Source organism: Paenibacillus sp. plas6, from assembly GCF_057221655.1.
The window spans coordinates 2,600,113-2,621,342 of the sequence record NZ_CM170151.1 but is presented as its reverse complement, the minus strand read 5'-3'; the positions used below and the strand labels follow the sequence as shown (position 1 = coordinate 2,621,342).

The 21,230-nt window shown below is 38.2% G+C and carries 18 protein-coding genes; 5 read left to right on the top strand and 13 right to left on the bottom strand.

Translation table 11 applies throughout. The features are described 5' to 3' along the window. Window positions 1-194 precede the first annotated feature (194 nt). The 4 genes from AC2TDL_RS11785 to AC2TDL_RS11770 form a co-directional block, all read right to left on the bottom strand. A complete protein-coding gene (locus tag AC2TDL_RS11785) occupies window positions 195-4,322 on the bottom strand; it encodes a carbohydrate binding domain-containing protein (RefSeq protein WP_484696302.1) in 4,128 nt (1,375 codons plus the stop codon). A gap of 198 nt (window positions 4,323-4,520) precedes the next feature. Then, complete coding sequence (locus tag AC2TDL_RS11780) at window positions 4,521-6,275, bottom strand: extracellular solute-binding protein (protein ID WP_484696301.1); 1,755 nt, start codon at window positions 6,273-6,275, stop codon at window positions 4,521-4,523. A gap of 178 nt (window positions 6,276-6,453) precedes the next feature. Further along, complete coding sequence (locus tag AC2TDL_RS11775; RefSeq protein WP_484696300.1) at window positions 6,454-7,332, bottom strand: carbohydrate ABC transporter permease; 879 nt, start codon at window positions 7,330-7,332, stop codon at window positions 6,454-6,456. 15 nt (window positions 7,333-7,347) lie between these two features. Next, window positions 7,348-8,229, bottom strand: coding sequence for an ABC transporter permease (locus tag AC2TDL_RS11770; RefSeq protein ID WP_484701153.1), 882 nt, complete (start codon window positions 8,227-8,229; stop codon window positions 7,348-7,350). A 232-nt stretch (window positions 8,230-8,461) separates the two neighbouring features. On the opposite strand from AC2TDL_RS11770, the gene AC2TDL_RS11765 reads away from it, so the two are divergent. The 3 genes from AC2TDL_RS11765 (at window position 8,462) to AC2TDL_RS11755 (ending at window position 12,180) form a co-directional block, all read left to right on the top strand. Further along, on the top strand, window positions 8,462-10,216 hold the full coding sequence (locus tag AC2TDL_RS11765) for a sensor histidine kinase (RefSeq protein WP_484696299.1): 1,755 nt from the start codon (window positions 8,462-8,464) through the stop codon (window positions 10,214-10,216). Between the two features lie 154 nt (window positions 10,217-10,370). Next, window positions 10,371-11,987 carry a response regulator gene (locus tag AC2TDL_RS11760; protein WP_484696298.1) on the top strand — a complete coding sequence of 539 codons (1,617 nt, stop codon included), beginning with the start codon at window positions 10,371-10,373 and terminating at the stop codon, window positions 11,985-11,987. Window positions 11,988-12,048: 61 nt separating this feature from the next. Continuing rightward, window positions 12,049-12,180: a hypothetical protein gene (locus tag AC2TDL_RS11755; protein ID WP_484696297.1), complete on the top strand. Its 132-nt coding sequence runs from the start codon at window positions 12,049-12,051 to the stop codon at window positions 12,178-12,180. A gap of 38 nt (window positions 12,181-12,218) precedes the next feature. Here AC2TDL_RS11755 and AC2TDL_RS11750 read toward each other — a convergent pair whose 3' ends face one another. Further along, a complete protein-coding gene (locus AC2TDL_RS11750; protein WP_484696296.1) occupies window positions 12,219-12,860 on the bottom strand; it encodes an NAD(P)-dependent oxidoreductase in 642 nt (213 codons plus the stop codon). A gap of 204 nt (window positions 12,861-13,064) precedes the next feature. Between AC2TDL_RS11750 and AC2TDL_RS11745 the strand changes: the two genes are divergently transcribed. Further along, window positions 13,065-13,505, top strand: coding sequence for an Rrf2 family transcriptional regulator (locus AC2TDL_RS11745; protein WP_484696295.1), 441 nt, complete (start codon window positions 13,065-13,067; stop codon window positions 13,503-13,505). 217 nt (window positions 13,506-13,722) lie between these two features. Here AC2TDL_RS11745 and AC2TDL_RS11740 read toward each other — a convergent pair whose 3' ends face one another. From AC2TDL_RS11740 to AC2TDL_RS11705, 8 genes are all read right to left on the bottom strand, one after another. Next, the gene (locus AC2TDL_RS11740) at window positions 13,723-14,865 is read right to left on the bottom strand and encodes a hypothetical protein (RefSeq protein WP_484696294.1); all 1,143 of its coding nucleotides are present in this window, start codon (window positions 14,863-14,865) and stop codon (window positions 13,723-13,725) included. An 85-nt stretch (window positions 14,866-14,950) separates the two neighbouring features. Beyond that, a complete protein-coding gene (locus AC2TDL_RS11735; RefSeq protein ID WP_484696293.1) occupies window positions 14,951-15,658 on the bottom strand; it encodes an ATP-binding cassette domain-containing protein in 708 nt (235 codons plus the stop codon). Between the two features lie 11 nt (window positions 15,659-15,669). After that, a complete protein-coding gene (locus tag AC2TDL_RS11730) occupies window positions 15,670-15,825 on the bottom strand; it encodes a hypothetical protein (RefSeq protein ID WP_484696292.1) in 156 nt (51 codons plus the stop codon). A gap of 14 nt (window positions 15,826-15,839) precedes the next feature. Continuing rightward, a complete protein-coding gene (locus AC2TDL_RS11725; protein WP_484701151.1) occupies window positions 15,840-16,049 on the bottom strand; it encodes a helix-turn-helix transcriptional regulator in 210 nt (69 codons plus the stop codon). Window positions 16,050-16,051: 2 nt separating this feature from the next. After that, entirely contained in the window at window positions 16,052-16,417 is a 366-nt protein-coding gene (locus AC2TDL_RS11720; RefSeq protein ID WP_484696291.1) for a DUF2178 domain-containing protein, read from the bottom strand. Between the two features lie 96 nt (window positions 16,418-16,513). Beyond that, window positions 16,514-17,635 (bottom strand): hypothetical protein, encoded by a 1,122-nt coding sequence (locus AC2TDL_RS11715; protein WP_484696290.1) that lies wholly within the window; start codon window positions 17,633-17,635, stop codon window positions 16,514-16,516. Between the two features lie 82 nt (window positions 17,636-17,717). Next, window positions 17,718-18,380, bottom strand: coding sequence for a CPBP family intramembrane glutamic endopeptidase (locus AC2TDL_RS11710; protein ID WP_484696289.1), 663 nt, complete (start codon window positions 18,378-18,380; stop codon window positions 17,718-17,720). A gap of 588 nt (window positions 18,381-18,968) precedes the next feature. Then, window positions 18,969-20,408, bottom strand: a complete 1,440-nt coding sequence (locus tag AC2TDL_RS11705; protein WP_484696056.1) for an IS6 family transposase — start codon at window positions 20,406-20,408, stop codon at window positions 18,969-18,971. Between the two features lie 159 nt (window positions 20,409-20,567). On the opposite strand from AC2TDL_RS11705, the gene AC2TDL_RS11700 reads away from it, so the two are divergent. Beyond that, window positions 20,568-21,200: a cache domain-containing protein gene (locus tag AC2TDL_RS11700; protein ID WP_484696288.1), complete on the top strand. Its 633-nt coding sequence runs from the start codon at window positions 20,568-20,570 to the stop codon at window positions 21,198-21,200. Window positions 21,201-21,230: the final 30 nt, after the last annotated feature.

The window sequence follows — 21,230 nt, the reverse complement described above, 5'->3', positions numbered from 1 at the left end:
AATAAACTCTTTCATTTTATAACTTTCATAGAAGCATAATTATTCGTAACATTTAATATCACCAATATTTTACCATATTTAATTTAAACTTCCCAAAGTTATAAAGTGCTTATGTCTAGCACAAAAGTAAAGAAACTTCCTGCACACCTATTACGTGTGCAAGAAGTTCCTGTTATCAATTGCAGTACAAATTGCTATTCTATATTATGCTCAGTTCTTGCCAGCTCACCTGTAGCTGCACGTGCATCCTTATGCTCAAATTGCACATTATCAATATATATATGATGTTCGTTAGGTGCATCTGCAGTTCCAGTTGGCTTGCCTAATAAAAACTTAAGCTGAACTGGTTCATCCCGCTCCATTGTAAATTCAAAGCTATATACCGCTATATCCTCAGTTAACTCTGCTAACTGATTAAGCGAGCGCACATATGAGCTATTCTCGACAACGACTTCTATTGAGCGAGTCATATCACTTTTAGCAACAAAGGATACGATATATGTTTCTCCTTTTGCAACATTCACTGCATCCTGGAATAGCAGGATGTCCCATGGATTCACTCCCCAGTGAGTAACTGTCGCCTCAAGCGCTCCGCTTGCTGTGAAACTAGCTTCAGAATCACCATCATATACACCCTGTACATGTGTGAACCAGCCTGTCATTCCTTTATCAAAATAACCATTCGTCGCTAAAAACGCTTTGCTGCGCGCATCCTTCACTTCAACTCGCACATTGTCAATGGTAACGGTATGCTTTCCTTGATTGATACCATCAAGCGCCCCTAGCATGAGCTTTAGATCAAGAATTGCATCCTGCGTCATATCTAGTTCAAAGCTAAATGTTTGCCATTCTTCAGTTAATGCAACACGCTCTGTTAAAAAGCTTTGATATGCTGCTGTTTCCAAGACAACTTCCAGCTCACGATTGACAGTGGACTTGGCATCAAGCTGTACAATATACGTTTGATTTTTCTTAAATTGCAGTTGGTTTTGCATCAACATCACATGCCAACGTTCACTGCCAGCTCCTTCAATATTAAAAACTAGCTCCTCATTAACAACTGCAGCATCTGTAATTTGATCCCAACCATCGTATTTGCCTTGAATATGCGGTGTCCAAGCAGTTAAGTCATTTGAGAAATCTCCATTTTTTAATGGAAATTGCAGCTCGAGCGGAAGCTTTCCTATATTATTGTTTGTTGTGCGAATAAGCACAATATCGTCGATATATACAACTCCTGTATCTCCGCCTAACAGCAGAGCAAATTTACCATAAGTTGCATCTTCACCTGGCAATGTAAAGGCTAGCTTATACTGATTCATTTGCTCATTAAGTTGTACACTTTGGAGTGCAGTGTAAAGCGTCCCTTCTGCATTAAATAATGCTGCTTCGATTGAACGTTCTTTATCGGCACGAGCTTTAAATGTTAACTCATATTCATTTCCGCCAATTAAACTAATGCCTTGCTGTACTAATGCAACCTCACTTGCCTCTGTTCCACTGTTTGTAATCTTAGCTTCAAGCTCGCGCAGCTCTGGATCAACACTTAGCATAGCACTGCTATTTTCTGCTGTTTCCAAACTCCAATATGTTAGACGATGAATATAACCGAGATCAAAGCTTCCATTGTAAATATGATTACCGTCAGCAAGCGGCTCCTTATTCCCCGCTTCATTATACGGATCTGGAGCAGCAGCCTCTTCCAGTTGAACATTGCCAATCCATACGGTGCTTGTATTAAGTCCCATATTAAACTCTAGTCTAGCTTCTTTATCTGTTTCGGCTGACATTTGGAATACACGCTCATAGCTTTGCAGCTCAGCCGTTAACGGAACCTCATAGTTGTCCGAGTAGACAGACCAGCCACGGCTTTCACCGCCGCCAATTTTCACCGCTATATTCCGATTAGCTTCTGCTTTAGCATCAAAGCTTAGCTTATACCAACGTCCTTTACCTACGGTCACATGCTGAATAAGTTGAATAGAGTGCGCTTGATCTCCCGCTTGACTAATCGATACCTTTGCTAATCGCTCATCATCTGCTTCATCAACCGTAATATCACCGCTACCGCCAAATGTATCTAAATAAAGGAAGTTCCAATAGTCTGGATTGAGCTCCTGCTCACCATTAGTAATAATTGTAAATGGCTGTTCATAGTTGGCATCATAAACATAATTACTATCAATAGGTTGTTTATAAGGTTCCTCGATTGGCTCAACGTCAACACTTGGCTCCTTAATTTCACGGTATGGTCTGCCAACCAATTCGTAGACACGCACATAATCGACCAACATTTCTGCTGATTCCAATGATTCATCTGGCATTCTGCCGCCATCATAGTTACCGCCAACTGCTAAATTCAATATCATATAGAATGGCTTATCGAATGGTGCAGGGAATGCATATTTTGCCGGCTGATTTTCGCCCCAGCTATCCCAATTATTAATAGTTTGGAAAAGCTCGCCATCAACGTACCAGCGCAGCTCTCCAGGCTCCCATTCAAGCCCATACAAATGGAAGTCTGTAATATCTTCACCGCTCGGGAAATAATACGTTTTTGCAGCAAACTTATTGTTTGGCCATGATTTTCCGTAATGAATTGCACCGCCGATTTCCTCTGGCAATCTACCTCTTGCTTCCATAATATCAATTTCTCCAGATGCAGCCCAAGTTCCATATTCACTGTCTGCTGGCATCATCCAAAATGCTGGCCATAAGCCTTCGCCGGCTGGCAATTTAATTCTCGCTTCAAATTTACCGTATGTTTGAGAAAACGTTGGTTCTGTAAATAAACGTCCTGATGTAAATGGCTTTCCTTCATACTGCTCACGCTTCGCAATTATTTTTAACATGCCGTCCTCAACCATAATATTTTCCGAACGATAATATTGCTGTTCATTATTTCCCCATCCATCAAGCCCATATTGCGAACCAGTGCCTAGTTGATAACCCCACTTATCGAGGTCTACCCCATTGTCATCTAAATTTGTTCCGCTTCTATCAAACTCATCGCTCCATACTAACTTCCACTCCTCTGCAGGGGAAGCAGTTGTGGTTGGGGTCGGTGTTGCCGAAGGAGCAGGAGATGACGATGGGCTTGGGGTCGGTGTTGCCGAAGGAGCAGGAGATGATGATGGTCTTGGGGATGATGGTGTCATGCTAGAACCGCCTCCAGTATCGGTTTCTGTTCTATGGTCTGCTTCAGCAAGATGCTTATATATATCAGGCAAGGTAATACCAGCTTCGTTTATTAGCTTTTTAATTGAACCTTTTCCTTTTAACTCACTGCCTGCTGCTCCCTGTAAATAGGCTAACGACTCAATTAACGTATCCTCAGTCAGCTCAATAATTGCGTCATGCTCCGCAACAAGCTGTTCAATGGTGGTTTGCTTTGTAAGCACAACGCGCACTTTTCCGCCTAATTTATTTACGATAACATGTTTAAATTTTGAGTTAGCAAGATATATGCTGTTTACACCGCCGCCATTAATATGAAGCGTTCCACTTCCTTCCACACCTTGCAAATGCAGCTCGCCATTGCCAACACCAGGCGTTACATAAATTTGCCCCTTCACCGTTACATTTTCCAGTACAACTCCACTTGAACGGATAACTAAGTTCCCATCAATGACTTGATCGCGGTAAGTGCCTGCTTTATCGATTATCGTTCCGCTTAAGCGGTCGAGTAAAATAATGGCCTCTGCTCTTGTTAACGCTTTCAAAGGTTTGATCGTGCCATCTGGATATCCTTGCATTGCCCCTGTTGCCAGCAACTGTTCAATTGCCATTTTGGCATAATCGCTAACTGCCATATAATCAGTATATTGATTAAGCTGATTAAGCGACTCGGCTGACTTAAGCTTAAATGCTGCAGCAAGCATCTTAGCAGCATCCTGTCTTGTAACCGTTAAGTTTGGTTTAAAGCTGCCATCTGAATAACCTTCAATAATCCCTGCTGTTGCTACTGCCAAAACGGCATTGTAATACCAAGCATCATTAGTTACATCATTAAATGAAGGTGAGGCAACTTTAGAGGCTGAATCGATTGGCCTTTCATTATCACTAACATCTAATGAATTGCTAAATTGAAACAGATTATTTAGCAGCGTCACAAATTGTGCACGAGTCACTAGCTCGTCTGGACGCAGGCTACCATCTGGATAGCCATGGATTAAGCCATTTTCCTGCCAAGATTTTAACACAGTGCTCCCCCAATGATCTTGCTCAATGTTTGTACTATCCGCTCCTTTCGCTGCTGCAAAAACCATTTGCGGTATTAGCAGCGTCAAAATTAGCAAGATTGCTATGCTTTTGCGCTTCATGTACGAAATCTCCCTTCTCTCATTTCTATCCATTGCTTATAGAAGATTTGAAACTGGCAGTTCATCATCATAGAAAATTGCTGATAACTATCAGTTGGCATAGAAAAGGCCTGCAACTAGCAATGTTGACATTTCCTAGATGCAAGCCTTTCCGCAGTGAAGCTTAATTTTCTATTCAATTTTTGCTGTTAACACAAATTATTGTGCATTATCATACCATTCGTTAACTTCTTTTGTAATTTGCTCTCCGCCTGATTTCAACCAGTTTGTTACCATTGTATCGAAGCTATCAAGCGGCTCTTGACCGTAAACAATTTTTGTATAGGTTTCATTAACTAGTTTATTAAGAAGCTCGTTTTTATCCTGCATTGTTTCAGTAAGCGGCCCCATATAGTAGTTTTTCATACGAATATCTTTTTGCTCTAATACAACTTTCATTGCTTCTATATTCTCTTTTGTACGAGAATTAAACTCATTTTTCTCATATGGCGTTACTGGTTCTTCCCCATTTGCCAGTTTCAAATGTGTCTCAGCATATAGACTTGGAATACGTGCACCTTCATATGTTAGGGTGTAATATAGAACTGGCGCTGCTTGACCATTTAAGCCAGGGAAAAGCTCTGGATAAGCAGCAGCATCTGTCGTCACCGTTCCATCAGGCAAAATTGCATAATCATAGCCCTCTGCAAAGCCATGTTCAAACTCGCTGCCAGGCTGAGGATTAGCAAAATTGTCGAAGAACCAATTGTAGTAATGTAGGATAGCTTCAGGATGCTTGCTATTTTTGTTAATGAAAATATATCCGTTCACTGGAGGATTGCCGCCTGCAGAACCAATCTTGCCATCTGGACCAGCAGGTATAGGATATGCTTTGTAGGTTGCACCTGGAACATTGGCTATTAGATCTGGGAATGGCCATGCTGGCAGCCAGTTGCGTCCAAAGATAATTCCTGCTTCACCTTTCGTAAATAGCTCTGCTCCTACTGTTTCATCATAAAGCGCAGAATCTTTAGAAATATAACCTTTATCCATCCATTCTTTTAGTTTGGCAAGTGCTTGTTTAGCATTAGGATTAATTGAACCGTATTCAAGGTCACCGCTTTCAGTTAAGTTCCATTGACCTGGCATTGTGCCATAGGCTCCAAATACAAAGCCGATATCTGTCATCCATGTGTTAAAGCCGTTTTTAAATCCTGTTGCTAAGCCAATTGTATCTTTTTTGCCATTACCGTCTGGATCTTGGTTAACAAATGCATCCATTACTGCTTCTAGCTCATCGAGTGTTGTTGGAGCTTTTAAATTTAATTTATCTAGCCAGTCTTGGCGAATCCACATCACATGATCATCATTGTACGCATAGTCTAAAATCGGCAGCGCCATCTTCTGTCCATTGCGTGTAATTGGCAGCCAAATTGCTGGATCGAGCGCCAAGCCTTCTTTATACGTTTCATTTGCATATTTTTCAACCAATTCATCAACAGCCATAAATTGACCAGAATCAATTAGCATATTGACCGTTTCTAAATCACCGCGATAAGTAACGACATCCGGCATTTTTTCACCAGAAGAAAGCATTAAACGCAGCTTCGTTTTATAAGCATCGTTCGTATTCGTAACAACCCAGTCATACTTAATTTCAATGCCTAGTCGCTCTTTAATAAGACGCGTATGAACATTATCTTCAATACTTTCTCCTTCCTTAAATACGGAACCGTTTTCATTAATTCCCCAAACTGTGGTAAGCGTAATCGGTTCTTGATACTTCCCATTGACAAAGCCATTGTCTGAACCGTTGTCTGAATTAGCAGAGTTGTTATTCGCCGTTTGCTTGTTGCTAGAATTGCTAGAGCTATTATTACTGGAGTTCCCGTTATTTCCGTTATTGCCGGAGCACGCTGTAACAAGAACTGAAGCTAAAGCAATTACAAGCAAAATGGATAGCCATCTCTTCATCCTAATTCCCCCTGAAAAATATTGATATATAGCAGTAACTGCTACAATTTCATTCTACAACTCTGTAATTTTTGTAAAAGACCACAATTTTTGGATTTATACCACTTTTTTTGTTGCTACTTTTTTATTGAATTAATATAATTTTACGATTTATTAACAATAAAAGTGGTTATTTATCCTATTCCTTAACTGCTCCTAGTATAATCCCTTTTACAAAATATTTCTGCAAAAATGGATAAACAAGCAGGATTGGAAGTGTGCCAATAAAAATTTGTGCTGATTTCACTGTGCGCTGCGAAATATTTTTTAATTCATTTACGTCAGGATTGATCTTATTAAAATCTTGCTGCACAATAACTGTTTGTAAAAAGGTAGATAGCGGATATTTACGATAATCAGTAATATAAAGCAAGCCATCAAACCACGAGTTCCAATGCATGACCATGGTGAACAACGAAATCGTCGCAATAGCTGGCATGGAGATTGGCAAGTAAATGCTAATCAATGTACGAAAATGTCCTGCCCCATCAATAAGTGCTGCCTCTTCCAGTTCCTTAGGTACTGCACGAAAAAAGTTCATTAACAGCACCATATTGAATACATTAATTGCTAATGGTAAAACTAATGCCCACATTGTATTCATTAAATTCAATTCGCGAATAAGCATATAGCTAGGTACAATCCCGCCGCTAAACAGCATCGTAAACAGGAAATACCACATATAAACCGGGCGACTTTTGAAGCTGCCATTATCTTTGGACAGTGCATAGCCTGCCAAAGCCATCAGCACCATACCGATCAGCGTGCCTAGCACCGTTCGCTCAAAACCAACAAGCAACGCATTATGAAAATTTGGATTGTTCAATGTCTTTTGATAAGCTTCAAAATTAAAGCCGATTGGCCATAAACCGACCAAATTCGAATTAGCTGGTGCGCTCGCACTAAAGCTTACCGCTAAGATATGGATGAGCGGCAGTACACACGATAGGCATATCAAAGTAAGCAGGATATAGTTCGCGACAGCAAAGGTTTTATAACCAGTTGTTTTGTAATACATGCTCTCATCCTTCCTTTAAAAAATTCGGTAACCAGCAAATTTGTAAGCTAAACGATAAGAAATAAAAATTAGAATTAGTCCGATCGCCGATTTGAATAGACCAACTGCCGTTCCGAAGCTGTATTGACCGTTCAAAATTGCAGTACGATAAACAAATGTATCAATAATGTCACCTTTATCGTAAACAAGCGAGTTATAAAGGTTAAAAATTTGATCAAACCCGCCATTTAAAATATTGCCTAGCGATAATGTACCTACTACGACTGCAATCGGAATCATAGCTGGCACAGTAATATGAATCGTTTGTTTCCAGCGGTTAGCACCGTCTACCTCTGCCGCTTCATAGAGCGCAGGATTTACACCGGCTAGTGCTGCCAAAAAGACAATCGTGTTAAAGCCAAAGTTTTGCCAAATATCGCTGACTATCACGGTAAAGCGGAACCAATTGCCGTCTGCTAACCATGGAATCGATTCTATCCCTAAGCTATTAAGCGCTGTATTGACAATTCCTTTGCTGCCAAGCATATCTGTCAAAATTGCCCCTAAAATAACCCATGAAATGAAGTGCGGCAAATACACAAGGGTTTGTACAACGCGCTTAAATGCCATCTTGCGAACTTCATTTAACAAAATTGCAAATACAAAAGGCACGATTAATCCGAATACGATTTTCATACTTGAAATAACTAATGTATTCCAAATAACCTCCATACTATCTGGATACTGAAACATAAACTGAAAATGCTTCCACCCAACGAATTTTGATCCGAAAATTCCATCATAAGGCTTAAAATCTTGAAATGCCATTACTAAGCCACCCATAGGCAAGTACGCAAAAATAAAGGTAACAATTGCCGCAGGCAACAGCATCAAATGTAACGGCCATGTTCTGCTCATTTTATTCTTTGCTAGCTTGCTTTGCTTGCTATTGGATGGCGTTTGCTGTGGATGTGACTGACGCACTACATTATCCACTGTATTGCCCCCTTTCGTAATTTAAGTTATAATTTGTCTCTCCTCGCAAATTTATTGTATCAGCACCATTTTGCCTACTACAGACCATCATTTTTGGATGCATGCCAATTTTTTTGTTTCTGTTACTGATTAACCACTAAGGGCAGGGATACGTATGAACATGTTTATGAAATTAAGAGAAAATACGTTTGCCAAAATCATTATTTTAATCGTGCTGCTGCTCATTCCCATTATTTTGCTCTATACGTTGTCTATGCAGACAAGTACACAGGTAGTAAAGGAAGAAGTGCAGACGCTTCAGCAAAAGGATATTAATTTTCTAGCTGAGGAAATTAACCGAAGTGTTACGACGCTCACTTCACTAGGCTTTTTATTAAGTGAGGATATTCACATTCAACGTTTGCAAACGCTTCATTTAACCGAAAACGCTTACGAACGAAATGATGAACGATTGAGAATTATGGAACGTTTGCGTTTACTTAATGTATCTCAGCGCTGGGATACTCAATACAGCATTACAGCGCCGGAAAGTGAGGAATTCGTTTCCACCAATATTTATTTGACCTATGATCTGGAGTCTATTAAAAAGAATCTATCTATCAACTGGACCTATCGCCAAATGATTACACAAAATATTGCCCAACAGCGCTTTGTTCGTCATATTGTTCGGCCAAAAAGCAAGCTGAATGATTTGGAACGTGCTGGAATTATTGTGGAAATCTCTTTTCCTGAGGAGCATATTATAAAAGATCTCGACACATTTAAGGAAACAGGCAGAGGCGACCCCTTTCTTTACAGTCTAGACGGGACAATGATTCTCAATAAAACAGCAAATAAAGAGATGATCAATGCGATCGACGAGCTTATTGCGCAGGGAAAAATTCAACCGAATGATATAAACGAAACGGTAGATATTTTAGGCAAACGATTCCTAGTAACATTTGCACATATTCCTACATTAGATTGGTATCTCGTTGACTATATGCCGTTAGAAAGTATGCTGCAGCCAATTTTCAAGACACAGGTGATGTTTTATGGCTCAATGGTACTCCTGCTAATGCTAGGTTTACTGGCAGCCTACTTGCTTTATCGCAATGTGCAACGTCCAATTAGCCTGCTTATCCGCAATGTAAAACGGCTGCAGGATGGGAATTATTCGACTCGGATTACAGTGAATCCAAAAAATGAATTCTCCTATTTATTTACTAAATTCAATGATATGGCTGCAGAAATAGAGCGATTAATTGAAAAAGTTTATGTTGAGGAGTTACGCCGCCGAGAGGCAAATGTGAAGCAATTACAATCTCAAATTAACCCGCATTTTCTCTATAATTGCTTTGCACTAATTCGCAGTATGGCAAGATTAGATAAAAAGGAATCCGTGATGATGATTGCAATGCATCTTGCCAAATATTATCGCTATACAACAAGAGTAGAAAAACTATCCGCAACACTGAACGAGGAGCTGCAATTGCTAGAAAGCTACCTGGAAATTCAGCGATTCCATATTCAGCATATGAATTATCAAATCGATATTCCAGAGTCAATGCTATCTCTAAAGCTTCCTAGACTGCTACTTCAACCAATTGTAGAAAACGCAGTAATTCATGGCATTGAGCAATTTGATGGCGATGGATGGATTACAATTACTGGAGAAAGCAAGGATGGAGTGCATACTATTATTGTTGAAGATAATGGCGTTGGAATGACAGAGGAAGAATTAGAGCGGTTAGAGCTTACGTTAATGCATCCGCCAAACGAGGGAACGGGCTGCGCACTTTGGAATATTAAACAGCGTATGCAGCTGCAATTTGGATCAAAATCCTCGCTTAAATTCTCGCTCCGTGATGAGGGAGGGGTATCAGTTAAGCTGACCTGGGAAGATAAAGAGCTGTCTCAGTTAACATAACGGGTTCTTACTCTGTAGTTTTATAACTATAACATTACTTAACTCCACATAAAGGTTGCGAAATCACCCTAAAGCAACGTATTAGTCCAAATCGGCAAGTTGCAAAAAGCATCTTAATCTAGGCAACTCATTTATTCATAGAGAAGGAGAGGGTATGATGTACCAATTGCTAATTGTTGACGATCAGCCTGATTTAGTTGAGGATCTTGCCACAAATATTAACTGGAGCAGCATCGGCATCAGCTCTGTTTACCAAGCACATTCTGCAAGTGAAGCGCTAGATACGATGAATATGGCACAAATTGATATCGTTATTACAGATATTCGCATGCCTGGTATTTCTGGGCTCGATTTAATTGATACGATAAAAGCTTCGTGGAATCATGTGAAATGTATTCTGCTATCGGGCTATAATGATTTTGATTATGCTCAGCGCGCCTTGAAGCAACAAGCAAGCGATTATTTGCTTAAACCAGTTGAGGATGAGGAACTATTGTCTTCAGTAAAAAAGGCGATTAATGAGCTTGAACAGCACTGGCTTGAGGTTAGCTCTCTGCAAAATGCGGTGAGCTATGTTAAAGCAAATCTACCAATTTTACGTTCACACCTGCTTACTACTCTGCTTCATAAACAGCTTGCACAGGATCAGCTGCAAAAAAGATTGAATATGCTGGAGCTGTCGCTTGTATGGAATTCACCTTGCTATATGATGCTGCTTCGCATGGAGGATTATTTTTATGAGCAGAGTGAAGAAGATATATCTCTGTTAGAATATGCGTTATGTAATATTGCTGAAGAAATTTTTGCAGATAGTCACAGCCTTTGGCATGTTAAAGACAGTTATGGATACTATGTCTTTGTTGTTTATCCTAAGGATGAACTGCTCCAGCAGCAGTCTTCCGAGCAAATTGTCGAGCAAAAGGCAGCGCATTTACAGCATTATGTAAAGCTATATTTAAAGGGAACTGTGTCGTTAGTATTAAGCCAGCAATTAAGCTTTCCGCAGCAACTCCCTTCCATTTATGAGCAACTGCTGCATAGCTTTAGACAATGTACAAGCAGCGAGCGAGATTTTCTGCTAAAGATACATGAAGATCAGTTTGCGAGCAATGAAGATACGGAACATTTAAGTCAGCTCTACACTCCGCCGCAACTTAATCATTTGCTAGAAATCGGACAATGGGATCAGGTCAATAAAAAGCTTGATGCGATCTTCGATGAACTAGAGCAAAAACGTGGAGATTCCCATGAACTAATTTTAGAAACGTACTACAACATCACCGGCGCACTAAGCTATGCCATTCATAAAAATAAGCTGCGCCTTGCAAGTTGTCTTGGCGGGACGTATGCGACAATGATTAATGGACCTCATTTCCATACGATTGCCCAGCTTCGCGCTTGGCTGGATGAAGCAATTTCTGCATATAAACAAAGCTTAAATGAGCGTTCGCAGGATTCACGAAGCGGTATTATTCAAAAGGTGCAAGATTATGTTGCACAGCACTTAGCCGATGCATCGCTGCAATCGATCTCCGACCATGTTTATTTGAACGCTTCTTACCTTTCGAAAATTTATAAGCTGGAAACAGGCGAGGGTATTAGCGAATATATTTCACGCTTACGGATGGAAGCTGCAGCGCATATGCTGCGCAATACGTCAGAAAAGATTTATGAAATTTCAACAAAGGTCGGCTACAACAAAACGAGCTATTTTATTAAGGTGTTTAAGGATCGCTATGGCGTGACACCGCAGGAGTATCGGGATCAGTAGATGGATGAGGGCAAGCACGGACTAAGAATGTCTCTAGCGTAATGTGAAGTTCGCGCTATGCATGCCACTAGTTCAAATTGAAGCACAGTCTAAGCATGCCTTTAGCGCAATTGAAGCTCAGTCTCGGCTGCCTCTAGTGCGAGAAAAAGGTGAAATCCTACAGCGAATTTCACCTTTCTTTGCTCTATATTAGTTGCGCCAGTTTCTCGTTTTATTGTCGTACTACTCGACTTATTCCGCTTCCCCAACAACCGTAAAGCGTTGATTAAGATGCTGCGGATTTTCAATCTCATCTAATACAGCAATGGCATAGTCAGCATAGCTAATATAGCTTTCTCCTCTTTTATTTAAGGTAAGTACTTCGCCGCCTTTTTGATAGGAGCCAGTTCGTTTACCATTAGGATCAAAGAAGGCTGCTGGACTAATATAGGTCCATTGAATACCGCTTGTACCTTGCAGTTCGATTAATCCTTTAGCCATTTGTGAGGCGGTTGGGTAATAAGCTTCAGGGAAATCAGGTGTTTCGAATAAGCGCTTTGTTTTACCTTCGTCGACAAATAAGCTGCCTGCTCCGCCAACTACGATTAAGCGTGTATTTGGTGCACCTTTCAGCGCTTCAATAAGTACTTTCCCCGCTTCAACATGCTGACTTTCTTGCCCAGGAGCTGTACCAAACGCATTGACAATGACATCAAACTTTGCAACATCCTCGCTCGTTAAATCTAATATATTTTTTTCGATAACTGCAACTTGCTTGTTCTCTAGTTTAGCTACATTTCTTACAAGCGCAGTAACTTCATGACCACGCTCGACAGCTTCTTCAAGTATAAGACCGCCCGCTTTACCTGTTGCACCAATAATTCCAATTTTCATAAATTACCCTCCTAAATCTATTATCAACTATAACCTGTAACTAATTTAGTTACCTGTAACCATATTAATTACATTTACTCCATTTGTCAACATTAGTAAGCAACGTTATGGATAGGCTTAGCAAATTAACATAAGAAAATACACTTGTAATGAATTTAATTACAGGTGTATTATAAGGTTATCCAATTAGGCAGGTGAAGCATAATGTCAATCAGCAGTCGATTTGCTGTTGGAATTCATATATTAGCATTGATTGAAATGAATAAAGATGGGATTAGCACATCTGAATATATCGCAGGAAGTGTAAATACGAACCCTGCATTGATTAGAAAAATTATGGGTATGCTTAAAAAAGCAGGTTTAGTCAAAGTGCGACCTGGTATTGCAGGAGCCGAATTAGCAAAAGAGTTGTCAGAAATTACTCTGCTTGATGTGTATCGCGCAGTCAACGTCGTAAACGATAAAGAATTATTTAGCATTCATGAAAATCCAAATCCAGATTGCCCTGTAGGAAGAAATATTCAAAGCGCGATTGAGCCGCTGTTTAATATTGCTCAATCTGCTTTAGAAAAGGCATTAGGAAGTGTAACGATTGAAGATGTCGTAAGCGATATTGTGGAAAAGGAAAAATTAAGTCAGAGTTGATGTGGTACGTTTTAGCTTATAAACTTAGCATATTAATAAAGCAAATGCGACAACTTTTAAATTACATAGAGGTGCGATTAACATTCTCTACATCGAACTTGTACATTTGAAATACTTTAGTAAAATGTACTTAGTATTGTACAGAGTTGGTCCGCACCTCTTAATATACAAAATCGAATGTAGTCAACAATTTCTCCAACTTGACAAATTAAGTGAATTATTCCTGTTTTAAAAAATGCATTTTTCTATAGCTTCTTCTTTCCCCCGCCATAATTAATAATCCTATATTACATAATGCTAAAAATCCTACCGCTATAACAAATGCTTGATTGATCAGTACCGCCATGATTAGCACTATTGATATGCTTGGCACTATATATTTTCGCGGATGACGCCAAAGATCGCTTTCAACTTGCCATTTTTTTAGTGGAAAATACCATTCTAATAGTACAGTGCTAACACTATTAATTATGATTAAACTGAAGGCAAGGAGAATAAATTCTATTGCAAAAGGATAGCCCAATATTTGGGAAACAACAATGTAAATTGTATATGACAATCCATTCCATACAAATAAGCAAAGAAAGTAAGGAACAATCATTTTTCTTTTTTGATTTGGAAATGACTTAACTTTCTCTAGTAATGTTCGATTGCTGGAAAAAATAATGGCCAAAGGTGTATTTACACTTAATATTCCTAATCCAAACAGATACAAGCTTCCTATACTCATATTAAGAAACATAAATGGCAAAAAAGCAGCCACAGCGATTATCCCTAGACTATTAATTAAGTAATTTTTATGAAAGATAAAGTATCGAAAAAGATAGCTGATAAAACTTCCTCTAGCTACAATTGTCTTTTGTTTATGAAAAATTGGAGTTCGGATAAAGTTATATAGACTTAAGCGAAAATAAAGGAATCCTGCTATAAGCAATGAGCTAAACGAACTAGCCAAAATCAATTGATCTTTGCTAAACCAAGCAAATATACTCCAAGTCATTAGGCAGAGCAAAGCGAGAAGCTTAGGTAATTTTTGTGGAAGAGCAAAAAACATGCCAAACATAGAGCAAACGACACTGATAAGCAAACCGCATAACAAAATATTAAGTGTTATTTCCATTACACTAGCAAAAAGAGCTAGCAATATCAAAGTTTTAGTCCCTAATACATAAAGACATATGGAGCATAGTAACGCGTTAAGAAAATATCTAGTTCCTAAAGGAAGCTGGATTAAGCCATTTAATTTTCCATCGTTAATAAGAGATTTCGTTGCTTGTCTTGAAACAACGAAATTAAGCAAACCAATGCTAATATAGAAGAAAAAAGGCTTAACGTCGATATGAACTTCAGAAGCAGACATGATTAGAAAAATAAAAAGACTTACGACTATGCTCTTTATTAAAGTGTAGCTAGGTCGCTTTCCCATCAATTGCCGACTTAGCAGTTTAGTTGTCTTCATCATATTGCAAAGCCTCTCTTATTAACTTGCTATTCACATCTTTACCTTCAAAAGCTTGACTAATTCGCCCATTTTCTAAAATGATGACTTGGTCAGCTGTTAGTGAAATGCTCTCCATTACATGAGAAGAAAATAATACCGAACCATATTGGGTATAATCTCTAATTAAATGGTAAAGATATTCTGTACTATCAAAATCAAGGCCATTCACTGGTTCATCTAATAGAAGCAGTGGAAGCCGTAAGGCAAAAGCGGTAATTAAAAAAGCTTTTTTTCGATTACCTGTAGACAAATCTTTTAATAGAACGTCTTGCTGATTTGCAAAGCCAAATCCGTCTATTAAAGCAGATAAATCAGGCACAGTTTTTTGATAGGAATCAAACACATAATCAATATATTCTCGAAAGGTAAAATACTCAAATGAGTGGTCCTCATCAAATACAATTGAGCGATTTAGTTTAAAATGGTTAGACTGAATATCCGTCTTCTCCCCTAACCATTGAATACTGTCTACACGGTATGTGTTGAGGAGGGATGCAATCATTTTAAAAAGTGTTGTTTTGCCAGCACCATTTCGTCCAATCAATCCAATCACTTTATTTTTATCAATGGTTAAATTTAAGCTTTTAATGATTGGTTTATTAATTTCATACCAAACAGTCAGGTCATTAATTGCAAGCAATTGATTTGTCATAAGCGTCTTCCTTATTTCTTATTGCTATCTCTTTTCGCTGCAAAAATAAAGACAATTCCAACTAGCAAAAATAATGCAGCCATTAAATAATCAGCTTGTATTACATACACAATTGCGATAATACTCCAAAGTATGCCTACTATAATTCTCAATGCTGATCTATTCATTTTTTTCATCTCCCTTAGTTATCAAATTCAAAGTGGAACAAGTCGTCAATTGAAGCATCAAGTTCTCTTGCAATACGTACCGCTAGTTCCAAAGAAGGATTGTACTTTGCGCTTTCCAACCGCATAATCGTTTCTCTTCGGACACCTACACGCTGTGCTAGATCCTCTTGGGTTAGTCCTTTTAATATGCGATATTTCTTTATTTGCGTTGTAAAAACTGTCATCATTAATCACCTAAATCATATTTGTAAGTCAAGTAAGCCCACAAATTTGTTCCTATAGCGAAAGTTAATGCTAAAATTATCAATTGAAAACGATATAAAAGCTCATAATCATTGAATAAAAAGCTTAATGTCAGGCTGCTTAAAAATCCAAAACAAAAGGCAATACGAAACGCATTTGAGCCCGCTCGATTGCGATTTTCGATTAAACGTTCATCCTCCATCGTTCCTAATTTATACCACCAGTAATATTGGAATCCGCCAAAAAAAGCAAAAAATAAATACATTGCTGGTGAGCCGTTAATCCCGGCAAACCCTAAAAAACCTAACAGCCCGATAATCCAACTCTTGCTAGTCAATGTTCGTTTCATTGATTACACCTCTTAAATGTGATGTATTTGTATCATTATGTGATAAATATATCACCTTTCCGCGCAGTTAGCAAATAAAAAAATAGCCCCTATCCATTATAGGAGGCTATTTTCTTGCTCAACGCCCTGATGTTGAAATTTATAATATGATATCCATTCCATTAACTTAGAGTTTAAAGCAAATTGCTTAACGTCCTTAAATTCCTCATAGGATACAAACTCCCCATGAGCTACTTTATTTCGCAATGGATTAAACTTTTTCAACTGCTCTACCCAGCTCAGTTGAAGCTTACTATCAAACAGCGCTAAAGGAAATCCGTGCTTTTCAAAATATGTAACGATATCCCGCCACATAATTTTTTTATTAGATTTATTATCGCCCTTAGCATTATTCGCATACATAATGATTTTCCTTAATTCATTTTCAATTACACCAAGATAGCTCATTGACAGACCTGAGTACGAAATCAAATTTTTTGACTTATCTAGCAGTCTTTCCTGGGTCAAAGCTGTAGCTAATGATAATAACGAATGCTGCGATAAATACGCATATTGTGTGTGCAGTTTTTCGTATTCATTTTCCAAGTCATCAAGCGGCTTATGTTCAAAAAAGATAGGAAGCTTTACATCATATTTTTTTGCAGGCTGGTGATATTCCATATCCCAAGAAACAAGTGTATTTCCAGAATCCGTATATAATCTTACTGTATGCGGAATAGGTGAGTTAGGCAGACCTTCATTAATTACTTGATAGAGAAAGACATAATTAATTTTCATCATCCCATAATCTGGAACATGATGTTCAGGCATCATTAAATATTCCATGCATACACTGCTGGAAACTTGGCGTACGAGTAGCTTTTCAACATTGTTAAATAAGTGTTTCTTAGCATTTCTCTTGGACATAAACTTCTGAACTCGCTTTTGAACCTCACTTATTGAAATGTAGCCGTCATTTCTTACACCCTCTATATGTTGAAATAAAAACTCAACCGGGTTTTTCGTCGCGATGCTAATCATATTTTGAGCAATCATCTGCAACGTTTTATCATCAGGCTTTTCTTGATTTATGTAATCCAAGGACATTTGAATAAGAGATAAAACATATTCTCTAGGTCCTTTTTCAGGATTATAGAGCGTATGCCCTTTGCAATAGTCCAGCATTGCTTTTTGTGTTTTCCAAAACTGATCTTTTTCATATTGTGAGATAGTTTCCATAGATGTCACTCCGGATGTTTCAAGTTGTAGCCTTTATTATACTAAAGTAAATTTAAAAAATATAGAGAAGAGTTCGCTCACATTAGCTTTTATTTCTACGATAGTAATACACTGCCATTAAATTAAATGCAAAGTGAAGGATTATCGAAAAAATAATAGATTGCGTATACTCGGTAACTGCTCCTAAAAAGATACCGCCGATAAAGGCCCAAAACATATATATCATACTGGCTTTATTCAGCTTATAATATTGCAAATGAGCAACAGCAAATAAACTTGCAGTTATCACAACAGCAAATGTAACTGGCAAGTAAGCTATCTCAACAATCATTTCATTAATCAATCCACTTGTTGTGGGTAAAACCAATCCGCGAAAGATCACTTCTTCAACGATAGGATATACAACAATAAAATTAAAAGTATTCCATTTACCATCGATACGATACCCGGAGTATCGAGCAAAAAATATATTTGCCAGCAATAGCACTAAGCTTACAGCAAGCACTTTCTGATCAATTGTTGGTATCGTATATACATAGAAATCCACTGCAAAAAAAGGTATGATCACTGCCGCTAATCCCCATAGGTAAACAGCATATTTCTTTAAATGCTCTACTTTGAAAAGTTTTGCAAGCCCTAGCGTCAGCCACTTTGCAATAGAATAAGACATCGTGAATAGCAAAGCCATACCGATCATACGAATATAATCCATAGCAGATAGTTTCCATTCAGCGATATGAACCATTTTTTTATTTCTCCTCTGCTCACTTCAACTATTTTTATTCTAATATGTTAATTTACATTTAATATATATATCGTAAATCGTAAAATTATAGAAATGCATTTGTGGAACACGCAAGAATATTATAGTATTTTATACTATCTCCTATTTTGCAACAAAGTAGTATTTTTCTGTGTTACCATGAGCTAATTTGAAAAATTTATCATGTATGCTTAGACAAACTAATGATATGATTAACCTAAGACTAATGGCTTAGTTTTTGAATTGTCAAAAATTTCAGAAGATTAAACCTAGTCATATTGAATAACTGATGTTTAGTAAATGAATTAATATCAGGTAGTGTCAAAAGTTCTATGAAAACTCAATAGGTGTTCGGGTCGTCTCCCATTTGTTGGGTGGAAAGGCCACGCAATCGCTCTTGACAAACACGCCAATGGTTTGACTCTACTTTAACAAGGGCGACGGGGACAAAAAGAAGGCATGCTAAATAGCCCTTGGTTTTTCCATTTTAAACCATTGGCTAGTTCGGTTTGTCAAGAGTTCGCTCCGCCGATTGCTCGTTTTTACTTCGGGCTCTGCTAAACCAAAAAGTTAGGCTGGTTGTTGTTCGTTAATCCATTGTTGTGCTAAAGCGATCAGTTTAGTCCATCTCGCAGGCATATTCGGGAGCTGCAGTAACTCTGGATTAAGCACTGGCACCTTACCTTCTAATGCAGAATGAGGCCTTAAAAAGTTAAAGTAAGCTACAAACAGGGTCACAAAAGAAACAGATCCTTGTTCGGATCCAAACCCGTGTGTTGAACGATAATTGCCTTTAAATGTGCGATTTAGTCTTTCGATAACTTGTTTGAGATGCCTATACTCCGTTGACACAGGATCTTCATTGGTAAGTCCAATAACCTGCTTGATGTCGAACTGAATATCGTGTTGAGCGAAAAAGTGCTGAGCTAAGAGATAAATCGGATTGCCATCCACCACAAATGTAAGATCTTTAGGAATCTCTTTCAGTTTCATTAAGACATCATCAATGGCACGGATTGCTGACACTGTATCCCGATTTGGCGATACTGGGTAAGACAAAATAATCTTTTTTACCGCATCAAAGAAGAAAAACAAGTAATGCCAACGCCCATTCACCTTGATGTAGGTTTCGTCTCCACAGAACTGGTCAGAAAGTTCGTAGGGATAATAATCTACGTAAGGCTTAAGTATTAGGGCAACTGCATTCTCATAATTTAAAATACTTTGATGCGATATGCTTACCCCATGTACATCTTTCATGAGTGCAGCTGTTTTACGGGCCGAAAGTCCATAGTTGACATGATAGGTTAAAATGAGCCCCAAAGTATGTGGCGACGCATACAGCCTGGATAAATCAACCTTGGGCTTTTTGGGGGAAGACTTAGACAATGGCTGAAAATCGATGTGAAACTGCCGGAAAATGTATCTTAACTTAAAGGATTGAGGATCTTTTTTAAACTGTCTCTTCTCTTTCGAAGACATACCATTTAGTTTCTTTTGGTAATAGGGACAATCATTATTTTTACACTTGAACACGTTAAAGTCTTTTCGCTCTTTGATTTTTTCAAGAGTCTTAGAACAATGAGGACACTTTAAAATGGCCTCTTTCAAATAGCGGCTCTTATCATTAAACAGACAGGAACATACCTTACATTGATACTGTCCTTTGCCCCCATTATTGGCATAAAGATAATCCGATGGAGCACCACACTTCGGACAGTTCATAGATTTAGGTACAGTCGTCTTTGCATTCAAACGCCTTTGAACAGGCTTTAGATGTTTACCGTTTTTCTCTAGGTATTCTGTTAGAAGGATTCGATAATCAAGCTTCTGAAGAGTTTCGTTGATCGGAAGATCATCCACCTGAAGCTTACGATATGGTTTATTGATTGGCTCTTCTTTAGGTTTATCAAACATGTTTTTACCGATAAGAAGAGTAAGTAAAGTTTTAATAATTTGATCTTGGTACTTGATAAATTCAAGTAAATAGGTTAATAATTGAGGATACAAACTTGTCACTTCCTAGTTGTTTGGGATTAAGTGTTCGGTGTGGTAACCTTACTTTTAACCTAAAACTATGGGGGTGGCAAGTTTTTTGCTTTCCAAGGAAAACCCTCAATTATATATATAAAGTTTTTACAATACGTAATATCACTTGGGAGGGTTACTATGAGATTGTACAATAATTTGCCAAGTATCAGATCTAAAATGTTATTTGCTTTTATTCCTGTTGTCTTACTAAGTACTGTAGCTATCGCTGCAACCTCCATTTTTAATGCAAAAAGTGGATTAGAGCAACAGATTGATGCTAGAGTCTCCGTCATTCTTAGTGAATTTAATGAATCTATTGAACATCAGTTTACTGCCCATAGTCGGGTTGCAGAAGCTATTGCCTCTGTCTATGCCGTTAAAGGAAACGAATTAAAAAAATCAGATTATAAAGTCATTATCGAAAAAATGATTCAACTAAATCCGCAAACGCTAGGTTCAGGGATATATCTTGAAGATTACGTTTATGACAGCAACACAAAATATTTCGGACCTTATGTTTACAAAAATGGAGATCAACTTGTCTACACTGAAGAATATGAAAGTGCAGATTACGATTACCAAAATCAAGAATGGTATCTCGCTGGTATAAATGCTAAAACTGATGAGGTCTGGGTAAATCCTTATTTTGATGAATCTACTGGCATTACAATGGTTACCACTGCGGTTCCAATTAAGTCAAATAACAAAATTATAGGTGTTACATCTGCTGATTATGATTTGACCACAATCCAAAATTTATTGCGGATATAGAGCTGGAAGATAGTGGATTTGATTTCTTGC